Annotated in this window: 29 protein-coding genes; 14 read left to right on the top strand and 15 right to left on the bottom strand. The window is 61.8% G+C overall.

Annotation, left to right across the window (positions count from 1 at the left end):
* The first annotated feature begins 1 nt into the window (after position 1).
* Positions 2-1,348 carry an AAA-associated domain-containing protein gene (locus P3T42_RS20625; protein WP_074302040.1) on the top strand — a complete coding sequence of 449 codons (1,347 nt, stop codon included), beginning with the start codon at positions 2-4 and terminating at the stop codon, positions 1,346-1,348.
* A gap of 127 nt (positions 1,349-1,475) precedes the next feature.
* Here the strand turns inward: P3T42_RS20625 and P3T42_RS20620 are convergent, their stop codons facing one another.
* From P3T42_RS20620 to P3T42_RS20610, 3 genes are all read right to left on the bottom strand, one after another.
* Complete coding sequence (locus P3T42_RS20620) at positions 1,476-2,048, bottom strand: hypothetical protein (RefSeq protein ID WP_429307087.1); 573 nt, start codon at positions 2,046-2,048, stop codon at positions 1,476-1,478.
* On the bottom strand, positions 2,045-2,617 hold the full coding sequence (locus P3T42_RS20615) for a hypothetical protein (protein WP_074302038.1): 573 nt from the start codon (positions 2,615-2,617) through the stop codon (positions 2,045-2,047). The genes P3T42_RS20620 and P3T42_RS20615 overlap by 4 nt, the downstream gene beginning before the upstream one ends.
* A gap of 235 nt (positions 2,618-2,852) precedes the next feature.
* Positions 2,853-3,911, bottom strand: a complete 1,059-nt coding sequence (locus P3T42_RS20610; protein ID WP_429307086.1) for a sigma-54 interaction domain-containing protein — start codon at positions 3,909-3,911, stop codon at positions 2,853-2,855.
* A 467-nt stretch (positions 3,912-4,378) separates the two neighbouring features.
* Here P3T42_RS20610 and P3T42_RS20605 point away from each other — a divergent pair, with 467 nt between their 5' ends.
* From P3T42_RS20605 to otsA, 6 genes are all read left to right on the top strand, one after another.
* Positions 4,379-4,696 (top strand): DUF883 family protein, encoded by a 318-nt coding sequence (locus tag P3T42_RS20605; protein ID WP_074302036.1) that lies wholly within the window; start codon positions 4,379-4,381, stop codon positions 4,694-4,696.
* Positions 4,697-4,828: 132 nt separating this feature from the next.
* Positions 4,829-5,110, top strand: a complete 282-nt coding sequence (locus P3T42_RS20600; RefSeq protein WP_074302035.1) for a hypothetical protein — start codon at positions 4,829-4,831, stop codon at positions 5,108-5,110.
* Between the two features lie 260 nt (positions 5,111-5,370).
* Entirely contained in the window at positions 5,371-6,777 is a 1,407-nt protein-coding gene (locus tag P3T42_RS20595; protein ID WP_074302034.1) for a sigma-54-dependent transcriptional regulator, read from the top strand.
* A gap of 74 nt (positions 6,778-6,851) precedes the next feature.
* A complete protein-coding gene (locus P3T42_RS20590; RefSeq protein ID WP_074302033.1) occupies positions 6,852-7,055 on the top strand; it encodes a hypothetical protein in 204 nt (67 codons plus the stop codon).
* Between the two features lie 173 nt (positions 7,056-7,228).
* Positions 7,229-7,456 (top strand): hypothetical protein, encoded by a 228-nt coding sequence (locus P3T42_RS20585; protein ID WP_074302032.1) that lies wholly within the window; start codon positions 7,229-7,231, stop codon positions 7,454-7,456.
* 200 nt (positions 7,457-7,656) lie between these two features.
* The gene (gene otsA / locus P3T42_RS20580) at positions 7,657-9,081 is read left to right on the top strand and encodes an alpha,alpha-trehalose-phosphate synthase (UDP-forming) (RefSeq protein ID WP_074302031.1); all 1,425 of its coding nucleotides are present in this window, start codon (positions 7,657-7,659) and stop codon (positions 9,079-9,081) included.
* A 176-nt stretch (positions 9,082-9,257) separates the two neighbouring features.
* Here the strand turns inward: otsA and P3T42_RS20575 are convergent, their stop codons facing one another.
* The 5 genes from P3T42_RS20575 to P3T42_RS20555 all read right to left on the bottom strand — a co-directional run bounded on the left by P3T42_RS20575 (position 9,258) and on the right by P3T42_RS20555 (position 13,952).
* Positions 9,258-10,682, bottom strand: coding sequence for an MFS transporter (locus tag P3T42_RS20575; protein WP_429307085.1), 1,425 nt, complete (start codon positions 10,680-10,682; stop codon positions 9,258-9,260).
* A gap of 136 nt (positions 10,683-10,818) precedes the next feature.
* Positions 10,819-11,322 carry a YbhB/YbcL family Raf kinase inhibitor-like protein gene (locus P3T42_RS20570; protein ID WP_429307084.1) on the bottom strand — a complete coding sequence of 168 codons (504 nt, stop codon included), beginning with the start codon at positions 11,320-11,322 and terminating at the stop codon, positions 10,819-10,821.
* A 186-nt stretch (positions 11,323-11,508) separates the two neighbouring features.
* On the bottom strand, positions 11,509-11,955 hold the full coding sequence (locus tag P3T42_RS20565) for a very short patch repair endonuclease (RefSeq protein WP_074302028.1): 447 nt from the start codon (positions 11,953-11,955) through the stop codon (positions 11,509-11,511).
* A complete protein-coding gene (dcm, locus tag P3T42_RS20560) occupies positions 11,955-13,217 on the bottom strand; it encodes a DNA (cytosine-5-)-methyltransferase (RefSeq protein WP_074302027.1) in 1,263 nt (420 codons plus the stop codon). The genes P3T42_RS20565 and dcm overlap by 1 nt, the downstream gene beginning before the upstream one ends.
* A gap of 417 nt (positions 13,218-13,634) precedes the next feature.
* A complete protein-coding gene (locus P3T42_RS20555) occupies positions 13,635-13,952 on the bottom strand; it encodes a hypothetical protein (protein ID WP_083640798.1) in 318 nt (105 codons plus the stop codon).
* Between the two features lie 155 nt (positions 13,953-14,107).
* Between P3T42_RS20555 and P3T42_RS20550 the strand changes: the two genes are divergently transcribed.
* Both P3T42_RS20550 and P3T42_RS20545 read left to right on the top strand, forming a co-directional pair.
* A complete protein-coding gene (locus tag P3T42_RS20550) occupies positions 14,108-14,299 on the top strand; it encodes a CsbD family protein (RefSeq protein WP_074302026.1) in 192 nt (63 codons plus the stop codon).
* A 193-nt stretch (positions 14,300-14,492) separates the two neighbouring features.
* On the top strand, positions 14,493-15,197 hold the full coding sequence (locus P3T42_RS20545; RefSeq protein ID WP_074302025.1) for a glutathione binding-like protein: 705 nt from the start codon (positions 14,493-14,495) through the stop codon (positions 15,195-15,197).
* 19 nt (positions 15,198-15,216) lie between these two features.
* Here P3T42_RS20545 and P3T42_RS20540 read toward each other — a convergent pair whose 3' ends face one another.
* Entirely contained in the window at positions 15,217-16,935 is a 1,719-nt protein-coding gene (locus P3T42_RS20540; protein ID WP_429307083.1) for a tetratricopeptide repeat protein, read from the bottom strand.
* Between the two features lie 184 nt (positions 16,936-17,119).
* On the opposite strand from P3T42_RS20540, the gene P3T42_RS20535 reads away from it, so the two are divergent.
* Positions 17,120-17,455 (top strand): hypothetical protein, encoded by a 336-nt coding sequence (locus P3T42_RS20535; RefSeq protein ID WP_074302023.1) that lies wholly within the window; start codon positions 17,120-17,122, stop codon positions 17,453-17,455.
* Between the two features lie 168 nt (positions 17,456-17,623).
* Entirely contained in the window at positions 17,624-18,172 is a 549-nt protein-coding gene (locus tag P3T42_RS20530) for a DUF2867 domain-containing protein (RefSeq protein ID WP_429307082.1), read from the top strand.
* A gap of 66 nt (positions 18,173-18,238) precedes the next feature.
* On the opposite strand, the gene P3T42_RS20525 is transcribed toward P3T42_RS20530, so the two are convergent.
* Positions 18,239-18,490, bottom strand: a complete 252-nt coding sequence (locus P3T42_RS20525; protein ID WP_429307081.1) for a hypothetical protein — start codon at positions 18,488-18,490, stop codon at positions 18,239-18,241.
* Between the two features lie 396 nt (positions 18,491-18,886).
* Here P3T42_RS20525 and P3T42_RS20520 point away from each other — a divergent pair, with 396 nt between their 5' ends.
* A complete protein-coding gene (locus P3T42_RS20520) occupies positions 18,887-19,216 on the top strand; it encodes a DUF4148 domain-containing protein (protein ID WP_074302020.1) in 330 nt (109 codons plus the stop codon).
* Between the two features lie 212 nt (positions 19,217-19,428).
* On the top strand, positions 19,429-20,424 hold the full coding sequence (locus tag P3T42_RS20515) for an alpha/beta hydrolase (RefSeq protein WP_429307080.1): 996 nt from the start codon (positions 19,429-19,431) through the stop codon (positions 20,422-20,424).
* Here the strand turns inward: P3T42_RS20515 and P3T42_RS20510 are convergent.
* The 4 genes from P3T42_RS20510 to P3T42_RS20495 form a co-directional block, all read right to left on the bottom strand.
* A complete protein-coding gene (locus P3T42_RS20510; protein WP_429307079.1) occupies positions 20,421-20,627 on the bottom strand; it encodes a hypothetical protein in 207 nt (68 codons plus the stop codon). The two genes, P3T42_RS20515 and P3T42_RS20510, sit on opposite strands and share 4 nt — an antisense overlap.
* Positions 20,628-21,193: 566 nt before the next feature.
* Positions 21,194-21,955, bottom strand: coding sequence for a DUF5677 domain-containing protein (locus P3T42_RS20505; protein ID WP_429307078.1), 762 nt, complete (start codon positions 21,953-21,955; stop codon positions 21,194-21,196).
* Positions 21,956-22,050: 95 nt separating this feature from the next.
* On the bottom strand, positions 22,051-22,854 hold the full coding sequence (locus tag P3T42_RS20500; RefSeq protein ID WP_429307077.1) for an AbiJ-NTD4 domain-containing protein: 804 nt from the start codon (positions 22,852-22,854) through the stop codon (positions 22,051-22,053).
* 90 nt (positions 22,855-22,944) lie between these two features.
* Positions 22,945-23,388 (bottom strand): hypothetical protein, encoded by a 444-nt coding sequence (locus tag P3T42_RS20495; protein ID WP_429307076.1) that lies wholly within the window; start codon positions 23,386-23,388, stop codon positions 22,945-22,947.
* A gap of 351 nt (positions 23,389-23,739) precedes the next feature.
* Between P3T42_RS20495 and P3T42_RS20490 the strand changes: the two genes are divergently transcribed.
* Positions 23,740-24,318 carry a recombinase family protein gene (locus P3T42_RS20490; RefSeq protein WP_429307075.1) on the top strand — a complete coding sequence of 193 codons (579 nt, stop codon included), beginning with the start codon at positions 23,740-23,742 and terminating at the stop codon, positions 24,316-24,318.
* 211 nt (positions 24,319-24,529) lie between these two features.
* Here the strand turns inward: P3T42_RS20490 and P3T42_RS20485 are convergent, their stop codons facing one another.
* Entirely contained in the window at positions 24,530-25,219 is a 690-nt protein-coding gene (locus tag P3T42_RS20485; RefSeq protein WP_429307074.1) for a hypothetical protein, read from the bottom strand.
* Positions 25,220-25,255 lie beyond the last annotated feature (36 nt).

The raw sequence follows: 25,255 nt of genomic DNA, 5'->3' as shown, positions 1-25,255 counted from the left end.
GATGCAAAATCCTAAAGCTGCTGTAACCGCCGCACCGGTCCAGACGCCGCCTATGCCTCCGCGCCTGGGTGAGGAGATTCTGTCCGTCAAGGACGTGTCCCGAGGCTTCAACAAGAACCAGGGCGAACTGCTGGTGCTCGACGACGTGAACCTCTCGCTACGCGAAGGGGAGATCGTCGGCATGCTGGGCCGTTCGGGTTCGGGCAAGTCGACCCTGCTGCGGATCATCGCCGGCCTGATCCGGCCGACCGACGGCAAGGTGGACTACCTCGGCAAGCCGCTCGACGGTCCCGCCAAGGGCGTGGCGATGGTGTTCCAGACCTTCGCATTGTTCCCGTGGCTGACTGTTCTGCAGAACGTGGAAGCGGGCCTCGAAGCGCAGGGCGTGGGTGCCGGCGAGCGCCGCGAGCGCGCGCTCGCGGCCATCGACCTGATCGGTCTGGACGGTTTTGAAAACGCCTATCCGCGCGAGCTCTCGGGCGGCATGCGTCAGCGTGTGGGCTTCGCCCGTGCGCTGGTGGTCGACCCGACGCTGCTGCTGATGGACGAGCCGTTCTCCGCGCTCGACGTGCTGACCGCCGAAACGCTGCGTACCGACCTGCTCGATCTGTGGACGCAGGGCCGCATGCCGATCAAGTCGGTGCTGATCGTCACGCATAACATCGAAGAAGCGGTGTTCATGTGCGACCGGATTCTGGTGCTGTCGTCGAACCCGGGCCGCGTGATCGCCGAGATCAAGGTGCCGTTCAATCACCCGCGCAACCGTCTCGATCCGGCGTTCCGCAAACTGGTGGACGAAATCTACGCCAAGATGACCGCGCGTCAGACCGACGAGTCCACCAAGAAGGGCCTGGAGCTGGGCAGCTGGCTGCCGCACGTGTCGACCAACCTGATGGCCGGTCTGATCGAAATGCTGGCGGCGGCGCCGTACCACGGCCGTGCGGACATGCCGGAAATCGCCCGTTCGTTGCATCTCGAGGTGGACGATCTGTTCCCGGTCGCCGAAGTGCTCCAGCATCTGGGCTTTGCCGACGTCCGCGAAGGCGACATTTTCCTGACGCCGCCGGCACGCGTGTTTGCCGAGTTCGGCACTCAGGAGCGCAAGATGATGTTCGCCGAGCATCTGCTGCGCCATGTGCCGCTTGCTTCGCAGATCAAGAAGGTGCTCAACGAGCGTCCGGGTCACCGTGCGCCGCGCGTGCGTTTCGAACAGGAACTGGAAGATTTTCTGTCGGACAGCGCCGCGGAAGAGACGCTCGACGCGGTGATCAACTGGGGCCGTTACGGCGAGATCTTCTCGTATAACGACCAGACGGAAATCTTCAGTCTCGAGGACGTCGAGTCCTGATTCCGAGGGTCTAAACGAGGGAGTGCCGTAGAGGATTGCCGCAGAGGGATTGAAGCAGCAGTTGAAGCGGTATTCGAGGCGGTGTTTAAAGCGGGGCGGCGCGATTCGATCGGCCGCCCCGTTTGCGTTATTGCAGGTTGCCCCACCGTTCCACCGCCGGTTCGGCCGACGCCCATTTCCAGCCGCTGTCCTGCAGGCAGGCGCTGGCGGTGTACCAGTCTTCGTGCGCGCCGGGCTTGTCGCCGTCGGCCACCGAGAACACGAATTCCTTGCAGATGGCGAGCGCCGATGTGAACGCGCGCGTCACCCGCACTTCGCCATGGCCGTTCTCGATCGGCAGCTTGTGCTTGACGCTCCACGGCTTGCTGTCGCCCACCGGCATGCCGCCTGCCAGCGCGGCGATCTCGTTCTGCTGATCGCCGTGCATGGTGCGCATGTAGCGGTTCACGGCTTCGTCCGTGGCCGCCTGCACGGCGATGCCGACACCGATGCCGACCGCAGGGTTCGCCGTCACCAGACCCGAAGCGACGCCGGCCGCCGCGCCGCTCGCGGCGCCCACCGACGAGCAGCCGCTTGTCAGGACGCTGGCGCCGACGCACAGCGCGCCCGCCAGCACGAGCCGCAGGCTGACCGGCAGGCCGCTGCGTAGCGGCGGCACGGGCCGCGCGTCATGCGCCGTCACTGTCAGGCGCGGCTTCATTGCAGCGCGCCCCAGCGTTGGGTGGCGGGCTCTGCGGATGCCCATTTCCATGCCGTGCCGTCGCGGCAGATCGAGGCGACATAGAAGGCGCTGCTGGCCGGCTTGTCTTTGGTGGCGTTTTCGTCGACCGAGAAGACGATTTCCTTGCAGTCGAGTGCGCCTGCGCTGATGGTGCGGCTCACGGTGACGCGGCCGTGCGTGTCGTCTTCGATCGGCACCGTGTGGGTCACGCTCCACGGCGCGACCGCGCCGACGTCGAGCGGGCCCGCCACCTTGGCGATGCCGTCTTGCGTATTGCGGTGGACCACGCGTTCCGTGTACTGCACCCCGGCGCTGGCCGCGGCGACTACGCCAAGGCCGATACCGGTCGCAACCGCGGCGTTGCGGGTGACTTTGCCGGCGACCGCGGCGCCCGCGATACCTGCGCCCGCGGTGGCGGTTTCCGAGTAAAGCGAACTGCAGCCGCTCAGATTGGCGGAGAGTACTGCGGCCAGTGCGACGAACGATGCGATGCGCGCGCGCGGGACCCGTCGGGCCTCGTGCGCATGACTGTTGTTTGGTTTTTGCATTTCCCTGTCTGTGCTCCTGCCTCTGCCGTTCGTGCCGGCCGGTCGCGGCACGCTGGGCTGACGACGCGTCGCCTGCGACGCTGCAGCATTTTGCAGGATGCGTTTTGCAATTGGGATAGGGAAAATGCAAGCAATTGCAAAAGATGATGCGACGCGCAGCCTTTTCTGGCTTGGCTCAGCGCGCCTTGCCGTGTCGATCGGGCGCCGCTTGGGCGGGGACGAAGCCAAGCGGGCCTCAGGGCTCGCCGTCCTCCGGCGCGTCGTCGGTGCCGTAGGTGCTGAGCCGGTTGTAGAGCGTCTTCAGGCTCACGCCAAGGGCCTTGGCGGCACGGCGCTTGTCGCCGCCGCAGTACTTCAGCGTGCCGAGGATGATCTGCTTTTGCGCATCGGCCAGCGGCGTGCCGATCCAGACGCTCATCGCGTCGCCCTGGGTGACCGCCTTCTTCACGCGCGAGGCCAGATGCGGATGCGGCAATTCCACCGTTTTCTCGGCGAGGATGAAGGCGCGGTAGATGGCGTTTTTCAGCTCGCGCACATTGCCCGGCCATGACCACGTGCGCAGCGTTTCGATGGACCGTTTGCTGAAGCTCTTGCTGGTGCTTTCCTGCGTGTTTAGCGCGGCGAGGAAATGCTGCGCGAGCAGTTCGCGATCGCCTTCGCGTTCCCGCAGCGGCGGGGCGCGCAACGGAAACACCGCGAGCCGGTACATCAGGTCTTCGCGCAGGCCGTTTTCCTTCACGGCGACCGCGGGGTCGCGGTTGGTGGCCGCGATCACGCGCACGTCGCTGTGGATCAGTTCGTTGCCGCCGACCCGGTAGAACGTGCCGGTCTCCAGCGCGCGCAGCAGCTTCACCTGGCGCACCGGCGCCATCTCGGTGATTTCGTCGAGGAACAGGGTGCCGCCGTTGGCATGTTCGAAGTACCCGATGCGGCCCTGCACCGCGCCCGTAAAGCTGCCTTTTTCATGGCCGAACAGTTCGGCTTCGATCAGTTCATCGGGAATCGCGCCGCAGTTGACGGCGATGAAGGGCGCGTCCTTGCGGCCGCTGTGGTCGTGAATCGTGCGGGCGATCAGTTCCTTGCCGGTGCCGGATTCGCCGATGACGAGGGCGGTGGCGTCGGTGGACGCCACGCGTTCGATTTGATCGTATAAATCCAGCATCACGGGCGACGAGCCATACAGCAGACCGTACGATTTCAGTCCCGCGATGCCGTCCGTCACGCGCGACTTGCCCGGTGCCGCTGCGTCGCCGCCAGAGGTCACAGTGGGCGAGTCCAGATCGATTGACGCCATAACCAGGTTGTCCTGTGCAAATGTGTTCGATAGTGCCGCGCAGGCCTGTGCAGAGTGTGAGCCGCGCAAGGGCGATGGGTCACTATCTCATAAAAATTGATTTAACCATTCGTTGCGCACCACGACAATCCGCGCATTCACGAGCCGTCATGATCGACGCCTCGCGCTAACGATTGCGCGCCGACGCTGTCCAACCCCCATGACGTATCGCTGCCGTTGTATGAGCGCCGAGGCGCTGATATGACGTGTCGAATGGCGGTGCCCGTCGGCAATATTGACCGTCAATGGCGGCCCGAATCGGCACCTTTGGCGGATGCGTAGATTCGCAACCCGTCACGCTAGCCTCGATGACTGATTATCGGGTACGCCGTTTGCAACGCTATAACTTTTTCGAACTGCGGCGCGCGTGCCGATGCCGTGCAATCGGTCACGCCACCGGGTCGCAGACGGACAGACAGGAGCGACGCATGACTCAAACTACGCAGCAACTGGAACTGGGGCGGCAAAAAATCGTTGAGGACTTGCGCGTACTACTGACGGACTCGGAGGAAATGCTGCGGCTCGCAGCGAATGTTCCGGGTGAAGGCGTCGGTGCGCTGCGCGAGCGCCTGAGCACGCATGTCGATACGCTGCAGACGGCGCTCGGCGATGCGCAGAACGCGGCGCAGCGGCGCTACCGTGTCGCGGCGGTGAATACCGAGCGCTACGTACGCCACAACCCGTGGCGAGCCATCGGCATCGCGGCGAGCGCCGGGTTTCTGCTCGGCGTGCTGGCGGCCCGTTAGCGTCAGGTGTTACGACTTACGCCTTAAGCCCGCGAGTGGGCTGCCTGACCTTTGTTCGATAGCACGCTGCCCCGGCATGCTGAGGCAACGGCTAGCACCGACTGACGAGACTCACGATATGGAGGATGCACCATGGCACGGCCCAAGATTGGCATTTTCGGCGCACTGGTCGCCGTCGGCGGTTTGCTGGCGTGGCGCTGGGCGCAAAAGCACCGGGCCTCGCAAGCCAATTTGAACCGCGACCTGAGCCGCTGGGAAGGCGAAGGCGGTGCCGTCGCGCCGATTGCGCAGGCCGCGCCGAACGTCCCGGCCGTCGTGCCGGGCAGCGCCGCCGGCGCGACGCCTCCGGGCGCGACCAATGGTGCGAGCCATCCGAACGGTCTCGGCGAAGCGTGGCCTTTTCCCCATAGTTGAGACGTGGCGGGGCGACCATTCCTCTTGCCCGGGAACGCACGGCGAGCGGGCCCGTAACGGGCCGCGCAATTGGGGCGCAAAAGGCGGACGGACCTGCAGTTTGTCTCGATAAAGCCGTATAATGGGCATTCATACAACAATAGCCCCGTTTAACCCTGCATCATGCAGGCATTGTTGCGAGTTCGTGCTAAGTCAGGTTTGGCGCAGCACGATGGGCCGCATGCCATCCACAACCACAACTTTCGGGCTTTCGAGACGCGATGCCACACGTATTGATTGTTGATGACGACGCCAGTACCCGCGAGGCGCTTGCAACCATCATCGGGGAAGACGGCCTCACTACGGCCACTGCGGGCGATCTGCGCGAAGCGCGCATCCAGTTGGTCCGGCAAATGCCGGATGTCGTATTTACAGACCTGAAGCTGCCGGACGGCAGCGGGGTCGACCTGTTCGAAGACCTCGACCCACGCTCGGGTGTCGAAGTGATCGTGATTACCGGCCACGCGACGGTGGAATCGGCGGTCAACGCGCTGAAAATGGGCGCGACGGACTACCTTGTGAAGCCGATCAACATGCAGCGCGTCAAGGCGATCCTGTCGCGCCTGCCGCGTCCCGGCGACCTCAAGGCCGAAATCGGCACCTTGCGCGGCGAGCTGCGCCGCATGGGGCGCTTCGGCCTCATGCTCGGCAATTCGCCGGTGATGCAGGAGGTCTACGACCAGATCAGCCGGGTGGCGCCGACGGCGGCCTCGGTGATGCTGGTGGGCGAGTCCGGCACCGGCAAGGAAGTGGCCGCGCAGACCGTGCACCAGTTGAGCCTGCGCCGCAAGCACGCGTTTCTCGCGGTGAACTGCGGCGCGATTTCGCCGAACCTGATCGAATCGGAAATGTTCGGCCACGAGCGCGGCTCGTTCACGGGCGCCGACCGTCAGCACAAGGGCTATTTCGAACGGGCCAACGGCGGCACGCTGTTCCTCGACGAAATCACCGAGATGCCGATCGAGTTGCAGGTCAAGCTGCTGCGCGTGCTGGAAACCGGCATGTTCATGCGGGTCGGCACGACCAAGGAAATCGAAACCGATGTGCGCCTGATTGCGGCCACCAATCGCGATCCCGAGCAGGCCGTGCTCGAAGGCAAGCTGCGCCTCGACCTGTATCACCGCCTGAACGTGTTTCCGATCAGCTTGCCGCCGCTGCGCGAGCGCGGCAAGGACGTGGACCTGCTGGCCCAATCGTTCCTCGACGACCTCAACGAGCGGCACAGCACGCGCAAGCATTTCCCGGCAGCGGTCAAGGAGATGCTGTTGTCGTACCCGTGGCCCGGCAATGTGCGTGAACTGAAGAACTACGTGCAGCGCGCGCACATCATGTCCGGCTCGGATTCGGACAGCACGGCGACGGTGCCGTTGCAGATCACGCTGTCGAAACCTGCGGCCGGCACGGCCATCACGATTCCATTCGGCACTTCGCTCGCCGAGGCGGACCGCCAGTTGATTCTCGCGACGCTCGAGCAGTGCGGCGGCGTGAAAACGCGTGCGGCGGAAATTCTCGGCATCAGTCTGAAGACGCTCTACAACCGGCTCGTCGAGTACGGCAACGATGCCAGCCGCGGCGAGGACGGCGACGTGCCGGACGAATCGCGGGCCTTGGGCGACGCCGACGCCTGATCTGCCGCCGCGGGGCGCGTGCGCCGCGGCATAGGCTTTGCTGTGTTCGGGTTGAACGCACACAAGGAACGACTATGCCGCTACACGCTCCCGCTCCCTCGCTCGAGGCGCATCGTCCCGAGCCGACCGACCCGCCCAATCCCAACGAACCCGACACCGTGCCGGACCCGACCCGCGAACCGGTCGAACCCAGTGCGCCGCCGATCGGCGATCCTCCGCAGCAACCCAATGAGACGCCGCATATTTCGCGCGCTGCAGTTCAGCACATGACGTTCTGACGCCACTTTCCAGACAGGCGGCCAGCCCATGACCGCCTTCCACGCTGCAAGCGTTCGTTTTGATGTACTTGTTACAAAGCGGACGACGCTTTTACCGGCAATTTGCCGCGGCGGGCCCTAGACTACATTCAGGTCGTCCAGCAAGGCGGCGGCTTCCCCAGGAGGCATCGATCATGAGACATCCGGCATTGCGGCGCTCCGCGCGCCACGCGAAGCGCGATTCGCGCCCCGGCAGCGGAGCAGGCGGCCCGCCATCGGGAGACCCGCCCGTAGGGCCGGATCCGGCAGGGCAAAACCGCATCGCGCCCAATGCGCCGCCGGACGGCGAGCACAACCAGGGCGGTGTGCGTCCGGAAGGTCTCGAATACCAGCGCGACCTCGGCTCCGAGCAGGACGCCTGACGGCTTTCGGCAGCCGTAGGCCACAAGCGGAAAGCGGAAATATTTTTTTGCAAGCGGCCTGCCGCAGGCGGGTTTGCGCTTGCCCGTCACATTTGCATACATTTTTATTCCTCCAATTTTGAGATGCGGCACGCGACTTGCATGCAGCGTAATGGCACATCCCCGCATGCAACGAACAAACTGAATGAGGTGGAGCACCAATGAGCAGATTGATCGTGGTATCGAATCGTGTCGCGCCGACGCAGGAAGGCCGCCCCGCAGCAGGCGGTCTTGCAATCGGTGTACTGGACGCCCTCAAGGAAACCGGTGGCGTATGGTTCGGCTGGAGCGGCGAGACGGTGGCGGAGCCGTCGCCGCCGGTGATCGAAAAGCAGGGCAACGTCACTTACGCGACGGTGGGTCTCACCAAGCGCGATTACGACCAGTATTACCGTGGCTTTTCGAACGCGACACTGTGGCCGACTTTCCACTATCGCAACGACCTGTCGCGCTTCGATCGTCAGGAGTACGCCGGATATTTGCGCGTGAACCAGACGCTCGCGAAGCAGCTGAAGGAGATGGTCAAGCCCGATGACATCATCTGGGTGCACGACTATCACCTGCTGCCGTTCGCCAAGTGCCTGCGCGAACTGGGCGTGAAAAATCCGATTGGCTTCTTCCTGCATATTCCGTTTCCGGTGCCGGAAGTGCTGCGTAGCGTGCCGCCGCACGAAGAACTCGTGAAGGCCATGTGCAGCTACGACGTGGTGGGTTTTCAGACCGAGGCGGACCGCCAGTCGTTTGTCGACTATATCGAGCGCGGGCAGCACGGCACGTCGAGCGAAGACGGCATGGTGCATGCCTATAACCGCTTCCTCAAGGTCGCGGCCTATCCGATCGGGATTTATCCCGACGCGATTGCCAAGGCCGCCGAACAGTTCACCGACCGTAAGCCGGTGCGTAGCCTGCGCGACGGCATGCGTGGGCGCAAGCTGATCATGAGCGTCGACCGCCTCGATTATTCGAAGGGACTGGTCGAGCGTTTTCAGGCATTCGAGCGTCTGCTGCTGAGCGCGCCAGGTTGGCACGGCCGCGTCTCGCTGGTGCAGATCGCACCGCCGACGCGCTCGGATGTGCAAACCTATCAACGTATTCGTCAGACGCTGGAGGGTGAAGCCGGGCGCATCAACGGCCGCTTCGCCCAGCTCGACTGGACGCCGATCCAATACCTGAACCGCAAGTACGAGCGCAATCTGCTGATGGCGCTGTTCCGGCAATCGCATGTGGGTTATGTGACGCCGCTGCGCGACGGCATGAACCTGGTTGCGAAGGAGTACGTGGCATCGCAGGATCCGGCCGATCCGGGCGTGCTGGTGTTGTCGCAGTTCGCCGGCGCTGCCGAGCAGTTGCCGGGCGCGCTGGTGGTGAATCCGTTCGACCTGTCGCAGATGGCCGAAGCACTGGAACGCGCGCTGTCGATGCCGCTCGCCGAACGTCAGGCCCGTCACGCGGACATGATGGCGCCGTTGCGCGAAAACAATCTGTCGGTGTGGCGCGATACGTTCCTCGCCGACCTGCGCAATGTCGCGACGGCGTCGTCGGTGACGGCCAAAGCGGTAAAGCTCGCAGACGTGACGGCGACGTAAAGCGCTAGGTGATTGCGCGGCGAGGCGCTGGCGGGACGTATGCCGACGCAGCCTCGCGCACGCTGTCACGTCGAATTCGCAAAACGGCAAGCCAGGCTGCCTGATCCGATGCAGTTCAGGGGTAGCTGGAGAGATGCACAAAACCACTTGTACGGCGGCCCATACGGCCGCCGTTTTTACGCGTGCTTCACGCGCAATGTGCTGATCACGGACGCGACCGCCGCAAAACACGCGGCCACATAGAGCGCGATGGTCGGTCCATGCTGCGGCGCGACGCCGAAGATCAGCGCCACCAGCGCAGCACCGAGCGTTTGCCCAGTCAGACGCGCGGTGCCGAGCATGCCGCTTGCACCGCCGCTGCGCTCGCGCGGCGCCGCGGCGAGCATGGTGCGATTGTTGGGCGACTGGAAAATGCCGAAACCCGCGCCGCACAGCGCCATGCGCCACGCAATCTGCAGCGGCTCCGGGTGCGCGCCGAGCGTGGCGAGCAGCAGCAGGCCCGCGGTCAGCGAAGCGAGTCCGATACCGCCCAACCAACCCGCCGACAAACGGTCCGACAGCACCCCCGAGAGCGGCGCGGCAACCACGATGACGAGCGGCCACGGCGTCATCAGCAGGCCGGTCTGGACCTGCGATAAACCGAGCGTGTCCTGCAGCATGAACGGCAACGAAACGAACGCGAGCATCTGCGCGGCGAACGAGCAGACCGAGGTGCCGATCGATAGCGCAAAGATCGGGATACGCAGCAGATCGATGGGCAGCAGCGGGGCCGGCTGGCTCAGTTGCCGCCGCACGAAGAAGTAGCCGATCACCACGGCGCCGAGCGCTTCCATGGCGATATATCCCCACGCTTCGCCGTGTCCGAGGCCATCCACGGCGAAGATCAGCAGGCCGAACACAAACGCGTTCATTATCGCGCTGAGGGTGTCGTAGGGCGCCTTATGGCCGGCGTTGACCGGCAGCGCTTTAAAGCCGCTGACGACGGCCGCAATGCCGATCGGCACATTGATCGCGAACAGCCACGGCCATGGTGCGATGGCGAGCACGCCCGAGGCGACCGTCGGCCCGACCGCGGACGAGACCGCCACCACCATGGCGTTGATCGCCACGCCGCGGCCGAGTTGGGTCCGTGGATAGATCATGCGCACCAGCGCGGTGTTCACGCTCATGATGCCCGCCGCGCCGAAGCCCTGGATGACGCGGGCGAGGGCGAGCGTCGGCAGCGAGGTGGCGAGCGCGCAGCCGAGCGAGGCGACAGTGAAGAGCATCAGGCCGCCCAGATAGACGCGCCGGTAGCCGATGCGGTCGCCGAGCGAGGCCAGCGGCAGCAGCGAGATGGTCACCGCGAGCTGATACGCGTTGACGACCCAGATCGAGGCGGCCGCGCTCGCATGCAGATCGCGGGCGATGGTGGGAAGCGCGACGTTGGCGATGGCGCTGTCGAGGACGGCAAGCGTGATGCCGAGCGCCACCACGACGATTGCCCAATAGCGTTGCGGCAGGGGCAGACCCAGTTCGGGTTCGGGTGCGGTCGGGCGGGCGCCGCTGGGGGCGTGCTCAGGGTGGTTGGAAGTGTCGTTGCCGGAAGCTTGTGCGTGCATCGTGCAGGTATTGTATTGACGGCTTTGAGGCGCGAATCGGGGTGAGAGGGTTCGCCACGCGCACCTGTCTCCTGGTGGCGTTGCGCCCACGACGCCGGGGCGCGTCTGACGCGCTGCCCGGCGCCGCTTCGCGCGACTATTTCAGTTCGTACAGACCGGTGTGGGTCGTTGAATCGAGTTCGTTGAGATGGGTCATGAAGCGCGCGATCGCATTGGTGGTGTCCGCGTTGATCGGCAATTGCGCGACCTTCAGCGCGTGCAGGCGGAAGATGTAGCGATGCGTCCTGTCGCCGCGCGGCGGCGCAGCGCCGCCGAAGCCGACCGTGCCGTAGTCGTTGCGCACCTGCAGGGCGCCTTGCGGCAACAGCTCGCCGTCGGCCGCGCCCGCATTGCGCGGCAGCGAGCGGACATCGGCGGGAATGTTGACCACCACCCAGTGCCAGAAGCCGCTGCCGGTGGGCGCATCGGGATCGTGGACGGTGAGCGCGAAACTTTGCGTGCCCTCCGGCGGCGCTTCCCATTGCAGTGAAGGAGAAATGTTTTCGCCATCCACGCCGAACGCTTTGTCGTTGTATTCGTGCGCTTTCGGCATGAAGCCGTTGGTGGGGAACTCGTCGGACCAGAGACGGAAATCAGCCATCGTATGCCTCCCTTAAGGTGGTTCTCAGATGGGCCGAGCTGCCGGAAAGGGTGCTGCGGACAGACCCGGGTGAGCAAATCGAGTGTATCACCGGCCACGTGTTCGCTTGCTCGAAACGGGCTATGGCGCAAGTGCGCCAAACCCACCGGGTACCCGTGTGGATTTACCGCGCGTGAGACGCGGGAATCAACTGCGCTCTTCGAATTCCGTGACGTCGCTGTGCAGCCAGTCGATCAGCCGTCGCAGCACGCCGTCGAGATCCCGGTTGGCTCCGCGCAACGCGCATTCCCACACCACGGCGACGCGCCAGCCGGCGGCGAGCAGGGCGGCGCGCGATTTCTCGTCGTTGCTGCGGTTGCGGCCTATCTTGTCGCGCCAGAACTCGGGGCGCGTTTGCGGCCATTTGAAGAGCGGGCAATCGTGGCCGTGCCAGAAGCAGCCGTGCACGAACACGACGGCGCGATAGCGCGGCAGGACGATATCGGGACGTCCCGGCAGGTCGCGCGCATCGAGCCGAAAGCGGAAGCCCTGCCGGTGCAGCAGGCTGCGGATCAGCAACTCCGGTTTGGTGTTGCGGCCGCGAATGCCGGACATCATCCGGCTGCGCGTGGCGGCGTCGACGATGTCGACCATCAGCTCAAGCGCACCCGCGCCGATGGGGCCGGCGCAAGCAGCGCCTCGACATGCGGCCGCATGATGCGCGCGACTTCCTGCATGACCGGCATCACCACGCTGTTGCCGAACTGGCGGTAGGCCTGGGTGTCGCTGACCGGAATCCGGAACGTGTCGGGAAAGCCCATCAGCCGCGCACATTCGCGTGGCGTCAGCCGGCGCGGGCGCAGCCGTTTGCCCTGGGCGACGAGAATCTCCGAGCCGTCCTTGTGATAACGGGCCGACAAGGTGCGCGTCACGCTGTCCGGGTAGGCCATGCCGAAACCGAAGCCGTTGCCCGCCGCGCGATGCTTCTCCGCGTAGTTCTGCAGGTAGGTCCACAGGTTCGGTGTGAGCGTGTACTTCGGCTGCACGCGTTTTTTCGCGTGGTCGAAGAAGCGGTCGTGGTCCCACGGCAGCACCGGCTCGCTGCCGTCGGTGCGATGCAGGATCGAGCCGAGGCGCGGGCCGACGGCGGGTAGCTGCAGGTCGTCCCAGGAGAACGCCGTCTTGCCGCGAAAGCCGACGATGATGATCCGCTCGCGGTGTTGCGGCGTGAAATGCTGGCCGTCGACGATGCGGTAGTGCACTTCGTAGCCAAGTTCGTCGCGCAGCGTCTGCAGGATGACTTCGAAGGTGCGGCCCTTGTCGTGCGACAGCAGGTTCTTCACGTTCTCCAGCAGAAACGCGGCGGGGCGCTTGGCCGCGATGATACGGGCGACATCGAAAAACAGCGTCCCCTGGGTGGCGCACTCGAAGCCGTGCGGCCGGCCCATGGCGTTTTTCTTGCTGACCCCGGCGATGGAAAACGGCTGGCAGGGAAAGCCGCCGAGCAGCACGTCGTGAGCCGGCACCTCGTGGGCGGGAAACGACACGATGTCGCCGATGAACGAGTGCTCCGCGCCGTAGTTTTCCAGGTAGGTTTTCTTCGAGAAGTCGTTCCACTCGCTCGTGAAGACGCATGCGCCGCCCTGCGCCTCGAAGCCCATGCGGATGCCGCCGATCCCGGCGAACAGGTCGATGAAGCGGAAGTTGGCGGCGCCGTCCGCGTCGCCGTGCCTGAGCGCGGCGCCCGCGTGCAGCAGATCGCGCAGCGCGGGCTCGAGCATCGCCGGACATGGCGTCTCGCCTTTTTCCCAGCGGCGCACGGTCTTGATGTCCTTGCCGACGTGAGCGGCGATTTCTCGTTGGGTGAAGCGGGTACGCGCCTGTTTTAGCAGCTCGAGCGGTGGGGCCTGGGTCACTAGCAGTCCTTGCTGGGGATTTTTGCGGACATTATGACCTGGAGTTGTCCCTTTTTCCCGAAATTCCCCGATTCGACGAGCAAAAATGGCTCGATCGACGCCTCGCGCAAGACGACGGCACGACTCTGCGAACAGGTCAGACAAGAAAACGTTCCGTATGCAAGTTTGGCATTTTGCAAACGTTAACGGCCTTGAATGTCAAGGCATCTGTTGGCTTACGGTTAACGATGGTTAATTCGCGGTCAGACAGATTGCGAGCGCAATAAAGGGTTGTTAGGCTTTACCCCAGTGACGCTGATCTCCGCGTTACGGTGTGTTCGAGCCGCGGCATAGGTCCGCGGCTTTTTTTTTACCGACTGGCACGCCGGTAAGAACGGGAATCGGCGGGGAACAAACGGGCAGTCGCGCGTCGTGCGCTCAGCTAATGCGCTGGAGCGGCGCCGGGCGGTTTTCGTGGGCGCCGAGCGGCAAGGCTTTCCACTCGGGCAGGCGCTCGGCCGGGTCGAACTGGTCCAGTTGCAGCAGCAGGCCGTCGACGGCGCACAGTTGCGCGTGGGTCAGGTGCTCGGCATCGAGCAGCGCGTGCAGACGCTTGCGCCAGTAGGCCGGCGGCAGGATCGAACCACCCAGATCGCCGAGCAGCGAGGGCTCCATCACGCGGCGAATGTGCGCGATGTCCTGATCGATAAGCGTCGCCAACAGGGCGTTGTTCGGCGCGGTCAGAGTGTGGTCCATGTCACATTAACGGCACGGCCCGCATTGACTTTAGGGGTGTGACCGAAAATTTTTTCGGCTGCGTGCGGGCGGCGGTTCGGCGCCGGGCACACCCGTTGCTGTGGAAGAGTACTGGCGCAAATTCGCGCCGGCACTGCAATCGCAAGGAGCCGAACATGAATAAGGACCAGGTGAAGGGTGTCGCAGAACAGGTCAAGGGCAAGGTTAACGAGGCAGTGGGCAAGGCCACGGGTAACAAGGCCAAGGAACTGAAGGGCGACCTCCAGCAAGGCGCGGGTGAGATCCGCAAGGCCTACGGCGACGGCAAGGAACAAGCCAAGGACAATGCCAAGCGGAACGCGCCGTAACGGGCATCCCGGTTTGACGAAAAGGCGCTTCGGCGCCTTTTTTTGCGCGCCGCAGGCGTCGTCCCGACCGGGTTGACCCCGCGCCGGAAAAGTTTGGCAGGAGCGTTTATATTGATCGCTTTGTTCGCCGGACCCGTTGCCTCAAGGAGGCAGCGTCGCCATCGCGCCCGACCCCTCTGTCCAAAGAGCCCTTATGACCGATCTTTCCGCGTTTCCCATTACGGCTAAATGGCCGGCCCAGCATCCCGATCGACTGCAACTCTACTCGCTGCCTACGCCGAACGGCGTCAAGGTCTCGGTGATGCTCGAGGAGATCGGCCTGCCTTACGAGCCGCATCTGGTGCGCTTCGACACGAACGATCAGATGACGCCGGAGTTCCTCTCGCTGAACCCCAACAACAAGATTCCGGCCATCCTCGATCCGAACGGTCCCGACGGCAAGCCGCTGCCGCTGTTCGAGTCCGGTGCGATCCTGATCTATCTGGCCGACAAGACCGGTCAGCTCATTCCTCAGGACGCCGCCGGCCGCTACGAAACGATTCAATGGGTGATGTTCCAGATGGGCGGCATTGGCCCGATGTTCGGCCAACTGGGCTTCTTCCACAAATTCGCCGGCAAGGAGTATGAGGACAAGCGTCCGCGCGACCGTTACGTCGCCGAGTCGAAGCGCCTGCTCGGCGTGCTGGAGAAGCAACTGACCGGACGTGCGTGGATCATGGGCGACGCCTATACGATCGCGGATATCGCGACCTTCCCGTGGGTGCGTAACCTGATCGGCTTCTATGAGGCCGCCGAGCTGGTGGGGATCGCGGATTTTCCGAACGTCAAGCGAGTGCTCGACGCGTTCGTCGCGCGTCCGGCTGTGGTGCGCGGGCTCGATATTCCGAAGCGTAATTGAGGCGCGGTCTAACGCCCTCCTAAGCGCTCTCCGCGCGCGCCGCCAATGCCGCGCGCGCCGACTGGATCGCGCTGTCCCAATCGCCCAGCACCGGCTGGCGAAACAACTGCGCGCTCGGGTACCACGGACTGTCCTGGCGCTCGAGCATCCAGCGCCAGCAGGTGTCGAAGCGATTCAGTATCCACACGGGTTTGCCCAGTGCGCCGGCAAGGTGGGCCACCGCCGTGTCCACCGAGATGACCAGGTCGAGGTTTGCTACCAGCGCTGCGGTGTCGGCGAAGTCGGTGAGTTCTTCCGTGTAGTCGACGATCCGCTGGCCGAGCTCCGGCGTCTGCGTCAGTTGCTGCGCCGCCGGTCCTTTCTGCAAGCTGTAGAAGCGGACATGCGGGACGTCGAGGATCGGCCGCAGCGCGTCGAGCGTGATCGAACGTCGTGCGTCGTTTTTTCTCAGCTCTGCGACATGCGGTCGACTTCCACCTGCCCACACCAGGCCCACTTTGAGGCCGTCGCTTCCCGCATCGTGTGCGATGCGCTCGGCCCAGCGTTGCGAGGCTTGCGGATCGGCGAACAGATAGGGCGTGGTTCCGGGAATGCTCGCAAGCGTCGTCTTGAGCGCGAGCGGCAGACTGAGCAACGGACAGTGGCAATCGAAGGGCGGCAGCGGTTGGCCCTGCTCGATCAACTGCGTCACGCCGTCCAGATTCGTCAGCAGGCGAATCAGCTCGGATGGGACTTCGAGGACGATCTTCGCGCCCAGCCCGGACACCAGCGCGGCATAGCGGCAGAACTGCAAGGTATCGCCCAGGCCCTGTTCCGCGTGCAGCAGGATAGTCTTGCCGGCGATGGAGAAATCGCCCAGCCACAACGCTTGCTTGAAGATCCGTTGACTTGCCTGGATCCGGTTGCGTTTCCAGCGCCACTCATACTTTGACCAACCTTCCTCTAGCCGGCCCAATTGCAACAGGCAGAGCGATTCGTTCCAGTGCGCTTCGGCGAATTCGGGGCTCAGCGTCAGCGCGCGTGCGTAGCTCTGCAGTGCCTGCTCATGTTGATTCAGGTCGACGAGCGTGAGACCGAGGTTATTCCACGCGTCCGCAAACGCAGGCGCGAATTCGAGTGCGCGCTGGTAGCTCTGTTGCGCATCCTGTGGGCGGTTCAGATCGCTCAGCGCGTTGGCGCGATTGCTCCAGGCATCCGGGTAGTCCGGTTGCAACGCGATGGCCTGGTCGCAGCTCGCGAGGGCGTCCGCGGGACGGCCGAGATCGCGTAGCACACAGGCCCGGTTGCTCCATGCCTGCGGGAACTCCGGACGCAGTTTCAGGGCGCGTTCGAAGTTTGCCAGCGCCTCGGCGGGCGCATCCAGACCGGCTAGCGCGTTGCCGCGATTGTTCAAGGCGTCGACGAAATCGGCCTGCAATGCGAGTGCGCGATTCGCGCTGGCGAGCCCTTCCTTGAAGCGCCGCAAGGCGTTGTAGGCGAAGGCGAGATTGGAGTGGATCGGCGCCTGCATGCCGTTGATCGTGACCGCCTTTTTCAGCAGTTCGATGCCTTCCTCGAGACGACCCGATTGAAGCGCCAATGCACCGAGCAACTGGATCGCGTCGAAGTGTTTGGGACGCAGCTTGAGAATCTCGCGGTAGACGTCTTCCGCCTCGGCATATGCGCCGTTTTGCTGCAGGGCCACGGCTTCGCGAAGAAGGGTGTCGATCTGGCGCTGCGGGTTCGCTGTCTTGCTCATAGGGGGCATTGGGGTGGGCGCGTGCCGGAACGTATCCCGCGCGACGCGATTGCGACGCACGGAGCAGGGCAGGCGGATGGCGGCGATTATCGCCGAAAAGAAGCCGGCCGGCACCGCTGCGCAGATTCGTCAAGGTTGAGGCCCGGCGTATCATGTGCCGGTCAAGACGAACGGAGAGGGGACGATGACATTGCGCAGTTCACTTCTGCTGATGGGCGCCATGCTGGCGGCCCTATCGCTCACGGCATGCACGCAGGCCGGTCCGGTTGAGTTTTCCGCCACGGGGGCCGACGCGCCTGATACGTCGCGAGCCGACGATCTGGACTTTGGGCCGATGGACCATTCCATCGCCGCCTGCAAGGCCACCGCCCAAAGCGCGGGGCCGGGCCGCTGCGCGAAAGTGCGGGCGTATGAAGCGTGCATGAAGACGCGCGGCTACATTACCGTGCTGGGACCGGAGAATCCTGCCGCCTGTGGAGAGCCTGCGTGGGAGCAGGACGTGCGCAAGTGGCTGCAGTGAGGTGGGCGTTGCGATGCTGCGACGCGGGAAACCGCGTCGGTAAGCGGATGCTTCGAGGGACGAGATATTAGCCAATCCTAATCGATTGGTTGAATGGACGATGCGGTATGGCGAACGACCGCTCGCTTGTGCGGTTGAGTGTCGATTTTCACTGGGATGTCAGCAGTCATGCAAACAACAGAATGGTCGGTCGCGCCAGTGTCGGTTCCTGGCGATTCGCGTGTGGCGGGGATCTACGATGCGCCGTATCTGGCGGATGCTTTCGCCATCCGTTTGCCCGAGGATGCGATCGCGGATCCCGAGTTGCTAGCGCGATTCCTGTTTGCCCATCAACCTTCCTGGGTGGCGGGGCTCCTGTCGGTGCGCGATGCGCTGGTTGTCCGCTTCGGTATCAAGACCGCGAAGCAGTTGCGCTCGTCGCCCAAGCCGGTGGGCGACGAGCGTGTCGATATCTTCAGGATTTATGAGCGGCGTCCGCACGAGATCATTCTGGGCGAGGACGACAGGCATCTCGACTTCCGGCTGTCGGTGATGCGCGAGATGAGGACGCTTTCAACTGGGCCGCGCCCGTATCTGGTTGTCTCAACGGTCGTGCATTGCCATAACCGTCTGGGGCGGACCTACATTACGCTGATCGCACCGTTCCATCGCCTGGTGGTTGAAGCATCGCTGCGGCAAGCCGCGCGTCGCGGATGGCCGACGGTAGCCCCGGCTTGACAGACAGTCGCTTTTCTTGACTTGCGGTCAGCTCCGGTGGTCGCTTCTTGCGATGAGGGCGATGCGTTACTGGACCAGTTGAAGCTGCGGCTGTTGCGACGCGGGCAGCCTGGTGCAGAGATCGAACTCGTCCAGTTCGAGCAGCAGACTATCGACGGTGCGTAACTGCGCATTCGTGAGGTGCGTGGTGTCGAGAATCTGATAAAGACGCTGACGCCAATAAGCGGACGGCAGATACGAGCCGCCGAGATCCCCATACAAGGCCGGCCGCATCACGCGAGCGATATGCGCGATGCCTTCGTCGATAAACGTGTTCATAAATGTCCCCGTGTGTCCTGCCGGCCGGTCCAGCCGTGTGCGTTACGTCTGATGAATGGCGCGGTTTCGTGGACGCGTGGTCGGGACGTCTACCGGCTTTCATTAGGTAGGAATCCGTCCAATTTCACGCGGTCGAGGCAGCGCATGGATTGAAGAGTACGCGTGCGCCATGTGGGTCAATCGGACGAATACGGCGGCATTATTGGGTCAATTCGTGCTCTGCGAACCGGCGCCCGGGCGGCCGCGACGCGCATGGCCGCGATTGTGATATTTGCGACAACAGTGAATTCGAAATCGCGGTCTTCACCCCGGGGTACAAGCCTTCTAGACTGTTCTTACCGGCTGCAGACATTCACGTTTGTAGCGCTGCACAAAACAATCTCTGGAGGTATCACCATGAAATCGCTCATCAAGGCTGTTGCTATTGCTGCTGTTTTGGCTGCCCCGATCGTTTCGTTTGCTCAGACGAATGAACCGGTGACGCGTGCGCAGGTTCGCAGCGAACTGATTCAACTCGAGAAGGCCGGCTACAACCCGGCGACGGCGAACGACAACGACTACCCGGCAGACCTTCAAGCCGCGGAAGCGCGTGTGGCCGCACAAAACGGTACGGCACAAGCGGATGCGACGGGTTATGGTCCGGGCGTCAGCGGTTCGAGTCAGGCGGGACAGCGGAGCGAAACGACCGTTAGCACGTACTCGCCGCCGGTTTATAACGCTCGTTAATGGATTGCGGCTGACGCGACTGCGGATAGTTTAGGGTGTCTGTGGTTGGCGGTTGTCGATGATAAACAGGCCTGCATCTCGAAGGAGATGCGGGCCTGTTTGCTTTGGGGAAGGGTTGTAGGGGGACTGACTGCGTGTGCCGTGCAGGTGATGCACTTTTGCGGTATTTTTCATCCACTTCGATCATGGGTGGCGTGGCCCGAGGATCCGTTATGACAGAGCGTAAGCCGTTTGATGCAGCGGTGCGTCGTTTGCTGGATGAGCAGGCTGTTGCCACGGGCGCATTGCCTCCGGCAATGACGAACGAGGAACGGGTGCGGATGGCGCGCGGTTTCATGATGCGTGCGCTGGAGAGCCGGGTGTCGATTGCCGGGTTGCCCAATGGCGTCGAGACGCGCGATGTGGAGATTGCCGCCGGTCTGGGGGCGCGAGTTTATGTGCCGCTGGGCGACAGCGCTTCTCGGCCCGTGGTGGTGTACACGCATGGCGGCGGGTGGGTGGTCGGGGCGGTGGCGACCGTCGATCCGTTTTGTCGTCTGCTGAGCGAGGCGGCGGGGGTGATCATTGTGTCGGTCGAGTATCGGCTCGCGCCGGAGCATCCCTACCCGGCGGCGCTGGACGATACGCTGGCGGCTTTCGAGTGGGTGGCCGAGCATGCGCATGAGTGGGGTGGCGACGCGTCGCGGCTCGCTTTGGGTGGTGACAGTGCCGGTGCGAATCTGGCTGCGGTGATAGCGAACCGGATTTGCTCTGTGGCGCCGGTGAAAGAGCATGCGCAGGCGTTGCGTGCGTTGCTGCTGCTTTATCCCGTCACGGATCATCCGGGTGCGGATCATCCGTCCTATGCGGAGAACGCGAGCGGCTTCGGGCTCGAGGCCAATCTGATGCGCTGGTTCTGGACGCAATATGCGCCCGGCGTTTCGGCGGATGATCCGAGTATCGCGCCGTTGAGGTTGCGCGAAGTGCCTGCGTTGCCGCCTACGTTGGTGACCACCGCGCACTACGACGTGTTGCGCGATGAGGGCATCGCCTATGCGGAGAAGTTGACGGCGGCGGGGGTGGCGGTAAGCCATCTGCATGCGCCGGATATGGGACATAACTTTCCGGTGACGCCGAGCCAGGTCGCACGGTTTCCGCAGGGGGTGGAAACGCTGGGTGAGATTGCGGATTGGTTAAGAGAGACCTTGGTGGTTCGCCAGGTTCGCTAGTTGGTGACGAAGATCGTGACAGGTTTCGGCTGCGTTAGCTCAAAGGTGCGAACGCGGCCCGCGCGGACATCGAGTATCAGACGTTCGATGAGTTCGATCTGCCGTGACTCCATTTCGACGTTGCCGCTTTGCGCCGCGGAGATTTTTGCAAACCACGCGCGACGTTGACCCAGTAAGTACGTCACTGCGCTGCCGCGTGCCATGAAAAACCGCTCCATTTAGTTTGTCCGTCTGTTTCTGGGTAGGTGTGCGTGAACCTGGGAGGGGCGAACATAGCATGGGGAGGGGGCGGTTTTGCGGGGGACGAAGGGGGTGAAAGATTGGGGGCGGTGGTCGTTGTGGCTTGACGTGGTGACTCAAGCAAAAAGCCCCGTTTCGGGCGAATGACGGGGCTTTGTGTGGGATTCTGGAAGATGTGCTGCGAGGCCTGCTGCTGGTCCCCCCGACAGCACTCACATTGTCGTCTATGGCCTATATTCTATATGGGTTGTGCCGCGTCGAGTGAGGGTGGATACCCCCAAACATACCCCCAAATGCTGATTGCTAGGACCTAATCTGAACTGGGGGACAAGTCTCTGACGTGGTGATGAAACATGTCGTCGTACAGTCGAACGTTCCCTGAGGAGACCATGTACGGCTGCAGGCCGTTCGACTGCAATGCTTAGGCATCTCGATGATTGGCGCTTAAGGTTTTCCTCGCTCTCATCCGCGAAGGTAGACGGGTTGTTAGTTAGTCCGCATTTACCATAGAGCTGTCGTGCCCATCATTCTACGTTTCGATGGACGTGTCATTCTCCCACCGATCAAGCAACGAAAACGTCCTTTCAATGCTTTCATTCGGTACGCTGGAGAGCGCTTGGGACACGGCCGCGTGTGCGCGCTTCAGGGTCGTCGCTATAGACCAAACACAGTTTTCCATCTCTTCATGAACGGCAGGCTTGTCATAGACGAGTCGGGGTGGCTCGGTGCGTTGATCCACATGGTGAGCTTGAAGCACGTGCGGATCGTTATGCGTTTCCAGCGACAAGAACCAATAGTCGGTGAAGTACGCGTCCAACATGCCGGCCTGTTCGAACCTGCTGCGATCAGTCAGGTTTTTCCCTCCCTCCGCCTTGTATTTAGCGATCTCCGACTCGTGCTCTCTTTTTTTCTGCACAAGATCGTATTTTTCAACTATTTGCTTCAGATACGAATCGGGCGGAGCTTCATCAATAGCGCGCTTGAACAGGTGCACGCTTTGGGCGCGGCATGTACAGAACATGCTCGCGGGATAACTTGGGTCTTTCGAGACATTCACCAGGTCAGCGGATGCGCTCAGTAGCGGCCGTAATACAATACGCAACGCTGCGAGGTGGCCGGCGCGAGCTAACACAACACAGGATCGGGCAAGATCGAGTACGCGAAGATAGAGGTTCGTTGCTTGAAGCCCTTGCTCTGAATCGAATGAGAACCGCAACACGTCCGTACTTGCGTAAAGCTCGCTCAGAAGTTGTTCAACGATGGATAAAAGTTCAGAGCTTTTGTCTGCCATGTTACGCGCCGTTCCGTGCAGGTGAGGAGGCATCAGAAGGTCTTGCCTCGCGACATTATCGCGGTTCCCGGTGGCAACTCTGCGAATGGGATCACTCATGCCAGCGTTTTCAAATAGTTCACGAACGCCGTGCACGCGAGCAGAAAATACTTCGCATCATCAGCAGTCAAATTCGATTCGTCCATTAGCGCATGGCGGATTCCGCTAGCGCCGCTGGTATACCCGTAGAGAGCCGTATAGCCTTTGCGCAAGGCACCGTGTAGTTTGCCTGTTTGTTCCAGAGCCGCGAGCGCATCCCCGAGTTCCGCCTTTTCTTTCCGGCTTATGACCTTGGCAATCGCCTCCACTGCCGAAATGGACTCTTTGATGGAATTTCGATAGTCAGGGTTCTGCCTGTTGCTGAGATGATTAAGCGCTGACGCAAGATGAGTGGCAACTAGCGCAAACGCACCTCTGTCCGAAAGCGCCTCCTCTAACGCTTTGATTTCTTGCTCATTTGTGACCGGTACTATCCGCTGATTTACGACGCGATATGCCGCAAGCTCTTTCGCGAGAACTTCATCGACCGCCGATCCTAACTGGCGACCTGAAAGGCCCATGCCGATAAAGAATTCTAAGAAGTCATAGACACCATGCCACGGGACTTTGAAGAAATTCTCGCGCACCATTCGCCACGCATCTCCGAAGCTAATGCCTGTATAGCTCTCTTTGAACGGGATCGCGTCTATGGGAGCCTTCCAATGGTCTCGCCAAATTGCCTGAAGCAGCTCGCTCTCTGGCGCTCGCCGGAGCCATGGCAACAGACAATTCCAAAGCGCGTTGCGCAGTTCGGGAGGCATCGCCTCAGGTTTCAGTGCGTCGGGTAACGGTGTGATGCCCTGACGTTGACTAAATTTCACAGTTCGTCCTTTGTGACAGGAGTGATTTCGTTTTCCTGCGAATCCGTATGTTGCAGTGCCATGCTTCAAGCCCGATGGGAATGGCTGGTCTCATTTGGCGACCGGCGGCGGAGCTAAGAGGCGAAAAGCGCGAGGCGGCTTGCGGATACTAGTCGGCTGAATATCATCACGCATCGCCTGGATGGCTGCGCTCAACAGGGCGTCGTGCCGAACATCGTCTCGCTCTGTGTTGCGAATTGAGATTTCTTTTTGGAACGCGTCGACTGCATCTAAAACTGCCGGAGGAGCAACCGGTGCGAAGGCGTTTACGGAGTCGGCGTAGCGTTCTTGAGCCGCAGGCGTTGAACGTCCCGAGACAATAGCCGAGAGTGCCGAGACGTATTCCTGATAATGTGCAGCTCGCGTTTGCCGCCATTCGGTCTCGTGCTCACGTCTTTGCGCAAGGAACGACGTGACGATTACGCCCACAAGGGCGAACACGCCAGATGCTAGCGCGGCGAGGATCGCCGGCAGGGTGGCAGAGCTAATGTTCACGACTCGTCCTGGAAGTCACGGTTCTGCTGATTATGCCGCCACCTGATCTAATCGACCGGATCGAAAAATTTCCCATCAATCCATGATTCGCGCGCCGCCGCTGTACACCCGCCGTTTCCCCGCGCGGCGGCCCTCCTTGGACTACCAAAAGAATCAGGTGGTGTCTGTGAAGTGCAAATCAATGGCGACGAGGCAGCTAGATGGCTTGGGCGGATGTGCCGGGCCTCGCGGTAATTAAACTACCGCTTTTTTACCGCCACAAAAAACACAGGAAAAATGGAAACAAAGTCCGCATTGCTGAATTGATTTCCACATGGATAATTTCCACGTTATCTTTCCAATGAGCGCGACATGTCCAAGACCTTTTTGTATGCGCGGGTCAGCACCGGCGACCAAACGACAGCGAACCAGATCATGCTCGCCGAAAAGGCGGGCTACGTCGTGGCAAACCGTCACGTCTACGCGGAGACCATCAGCGGTACGGTCGCCGCGATGGAACGCCCGATGTTTGCCAAGCTGGTAGGCAAGCTAGATGAAGGGGACAAGCTCGTCGTGACAAAGCTAGATCGACTGGGACGGAACGCGCGCGACATAGATGCGACGGTCGCGATGCTGCGAGACATGAAGGTCGCGGTCATCGTCCTGGATTTGCCTGTCATGGAGGTCACGAGCGCGGCCGGCGATCTCGTGTTGCGCGTGTTCGCCGCGTTCGCGCAGTTCGAACGTGATCAGTTGGTGGAGCGCACGTACGCAGGACTTGCAAGGGCCAAGGCAGAGGGGCGGATTTCCGGTCGCCCGCTGTCGTTAACGCCGACGCAACGCGCGGAAATCAAGGTGAAGTTGGCCGCCGGTGCGACCGCACGCGGGCTCGCAAAGGAGTACGGCGTGTCACACCCGACTATTGCCAAGGCTGCAGCGGACGCCGCGTAGTCGATTAGCAGATTGTCAGCGACCTGCGGAAGTCGACCTTGAACGGACGGTCGGACTTCTCGACAACGGCATACGACCGGACTGGCGGGGAATTCGGCTTCAACGATTCAAGCAGTTATGCAACTCGTTTGGCTTTGCAGTGGCGACAAACAATCGACAGAATTCATCATCGCACAAAAGCAGAGCCGTAACGGATTGTCGTTTTAGACCTCTATTTGCTGTCGTCAGTATTTTTTATGGGATGCCAGTTCACTGGATTAACAAGTATCCCCGACAGGGATCGATCCATCGTCATCAATGACGTGGCGCGAACTTGAGCTTGATGCTTTCTTATTTTAGCAAATCCAGAGCTGCTGGGGGATCCCCAATGATCGGCGGAAATTCTTCCAGTGCCATTCGCAGCAGCGACATAGTTGAAATTTCGATCAAAAAATTCAATTTTTATATCTGCTTCTTCATATTTTGAATTTGGGGCGAGCGGATCAAAATATATATTAACTATGGCAAATTCGTCTGGTTTGGATTTTTTTGCTTGAGCAGGATTGTCGTAAAATTTAACTTCTCCGAAATTGGTGGTAAGTGATTTTGTTACCCACTGAATAAAATAATTTGGATCTGTTTCTTCGGCAAGAGTTTTGTCGATGGTGCTGTGAAATATTTTTTTGTCAAAACTTGTTTTTAATCCTTCCAGGTAATTTATATTTTCAATCGTGTTCTTGCTTAAGATTACCGTAAGACGCACATTTTTGCCATTTAAAACTTTCGTAGCTTTTGACTGGATTTGCGTCTGAAGAATTCCGTCATCCATGCCTAACTGCTGTGGAGGAGAGGCTGCGCAGGCTTGAAGTAGGAGAACGAGACTGACAACGGCTATTGCTCGGAATTGTGTCGTTATATTCATGATGTATGTTCTAGGAAAGAGGGCAGGTCAACTTGC

Origin of the sequence: Paraburkholderia sp. GAS38, assembly GCF_050434965.1 — a bacterium.
GTDB classification, from domain to species: Bacteria; Pseudomonadota; Gammaproteobacteria; order Burkholderiales; family Burkholderiaceae; genus Paraburkholderia; species Paraburkholderia phenazinium_A.
This window is presented reverse-complemented; position numbering and strand designations above follow the sequence as displayed.

What these genes read in the sequence shown, in the direction of transcription:
- P3T42_RS20615 (WP_074302038.1), bottom strand. Translation starts at nt 2,617, where the DNA reads ATGCAAAAACCAAACAACAGTCATGCGCACGAGGCCCGACGGGTCCCG.
- P3T42_RS20525 (WP_429307081.1), bottom strand. Translation starts at nt 18,490, where the DNA reads ATGAACACGTTTATCGACGAAGGCATCGCGCATATCGCTCGCGTGATG.
- P3T42_RS20510 (WP_429307079.1), bottom strand. Translation starts at nt 20,627, where the DNA reads ATGGCACGCGGCAGCGCAGTGACGTACTTACTGGGTCAACGTCGCGCG.
- P3T42_RS20585 (WP_074302032.1), top strand. Translation starts at nt 7,229, where the DNA reads ATGAGACATCCGGCATTGCGGCGCTCCGCGCGCCACGCGAAGCGCGAT.
- P3T42_RS20550 (WP_074302026.1), top strand. Translation starts at nt 14,108, where the DNA reads ATGAATAAGGACCAGGTGAAGGGTGTCGCAGAACAGGTCAAGGGCAAG.
- P3T42_RS20600 (WP_074302035.1), top strand. Translation starts at nt 4,829, where the DNA reads ATGGCACGGCCCAAGATTGGCATTTTCGGCGCACTGGTCGCCGTCGGC.
- P3T42_RS20530 (WP_429307082.1), top strand. Translation starts at nt 17,624, where the DNA reads ATGCAAACAACAGAATGGTCGGTCGCGCCAGTGTCGGTTCCTGGCGAT.
- P3T42_RS20625 (WP_074302040.1), top strand. Translation starts at nt 2, where the DNA reads ATGCAAAATCCTAAAGCTGCTGTAACCGCCGCACCGGTCCAGACGCCG.
- P3T42_RS20570 (WP_429307084.1), bottom strand. Translation starts at nt 11,322, where the DNA reads ATGGCTGATTTCCGTCTCTGGTCCGACGAGTTCCCCACCAACGGCTTC.
- P3T42_RS20515 (WP_429307080.1), top strand. Translation starts at nt 19,429, where the DNA reads ATGACAGAGCGTAAGCCGTTTGATGCAGCGGTGCGTCGTTTGCTGGAT.
- otsA (WP_074302031.1), top strand. Translation starts at nt 7,657, where the DNA reads ATGAGCAGATTGATCGTGGTATCGAATCGTGTCGCGCCGACGCAGGAA.
- P3T42_RS20590 (WP_074302033.1), top strand. Translation starts at nt 6,852, where the DNA reads ATGCCGCTACACGCTCCCGCTCCCTCGCTCGAGGCGCATCGTCCCGAG.
- P3T42_RS20505 (WP_429307078.1), bottom strand. Translation starts at nt 21,955, where the DNA reads ATGGCAGACAAAAGCTCTGAACTTTTATCCATCGTTGAACAACTTCTG.
- P3T42_RS20520 (WP_074302020.1), top strand. Translation starts at nt 18,887, where the DNA reads ATGAAATCGCTCATCAAGGCTGTTGCTATTGCTGCTGTTTTGGCTGCC.
- P3T42_RS20610 (WP_429307086.1), bottom strand. Translation starts at nt 3,911, where the DNA reads ATGGCGTCAATCGATCTGGACTCGCCCACTGTGACCTCTGGCGGCGAC.
- P3T42_RS20535 (WP_074302023.1), top strand. Translation starts at nt 17,120, where the DNA reads ATGACATTGCGCAGTTCACTTCTGCTGATGGGCGCCATGCTGGCGGCC.
- P3T42_RS20605 (WP_074302036.1), top strand. Translation starts at nt 4,379, where the DNA reads ATGACTCAAACTACGCAGCAACTGGAACTGGGGCGGCAAAAAATCGTT.
- P3T42_RS20620 (WP_429307087.1), bottom strand. Translation starts at nt 2,048, where the DNA reads ATGAAGCCGCGCCTGACAGTGACGGCGCATGACGCGCGGCCCGTGCCG.
- P3T42_RS20545 (WP_074302025.1), top strand. Translation starts at nt 14,493, where the DNA reads ATGACCGATCTTTCCGCGTTTCCCATTACGGCTAAATGGCCGGCCCAG.
- P3T42_RS20490 (WP_429307075.1), top strand. Translation starts at nt 23,740, where the DNA reads ATGTCCAAGACCTTTTTGTATGCGCGGGTCAGCACCGGCGACCAAACG.
- P3T42_RS20555 (WP_083640798.1), bottom strand. Translation starts at nt 13,952, where the DNA reads ATGGACCACACTCTGACCGCGCCGAACAACGCCCTGTTGGCGACGCTT.
- P3T42_RS20485 (WP_429307074.1), bottom strand. Translation starts at nt 25,219, where the DNA reads ATGAATATAACGACACAATTCCGAGCAATAGCCGTTGTCAGTCTCGTT.
- P3T42_RS20565 (WP_074302028.1), bottom strand. Translation starts at nt 11,955, where the DNA reads ATGGTCGACATCGTCGACGCCGCCACGCGCAGCCGGATGATGTCCGGC.
- P3T42_RS20575 (WP_429307085.1), bottom strand. Translation starts at nt 10,682, where the DNA reads ATGCACGCACAAGCTTCCGGCAACGACACTTCCAACCACCCTGAGCAC.
- P3T42_RS20540 (WP_429307083.1), bottom strand. Translation starts at nt 16,935, where the DNA reads ATGAGCAAGACAGCGAACCCGCAGCGCCAGATCGACACCCTTCTTCGC.
- P3T42_RS20595 (WP_074302034.1), top strand. Translation starts at nt 5,371, where the DNA reads ATGCCACACGTATTGATTGTTGATGACGACGCCAGTACCCGCGAGGCG.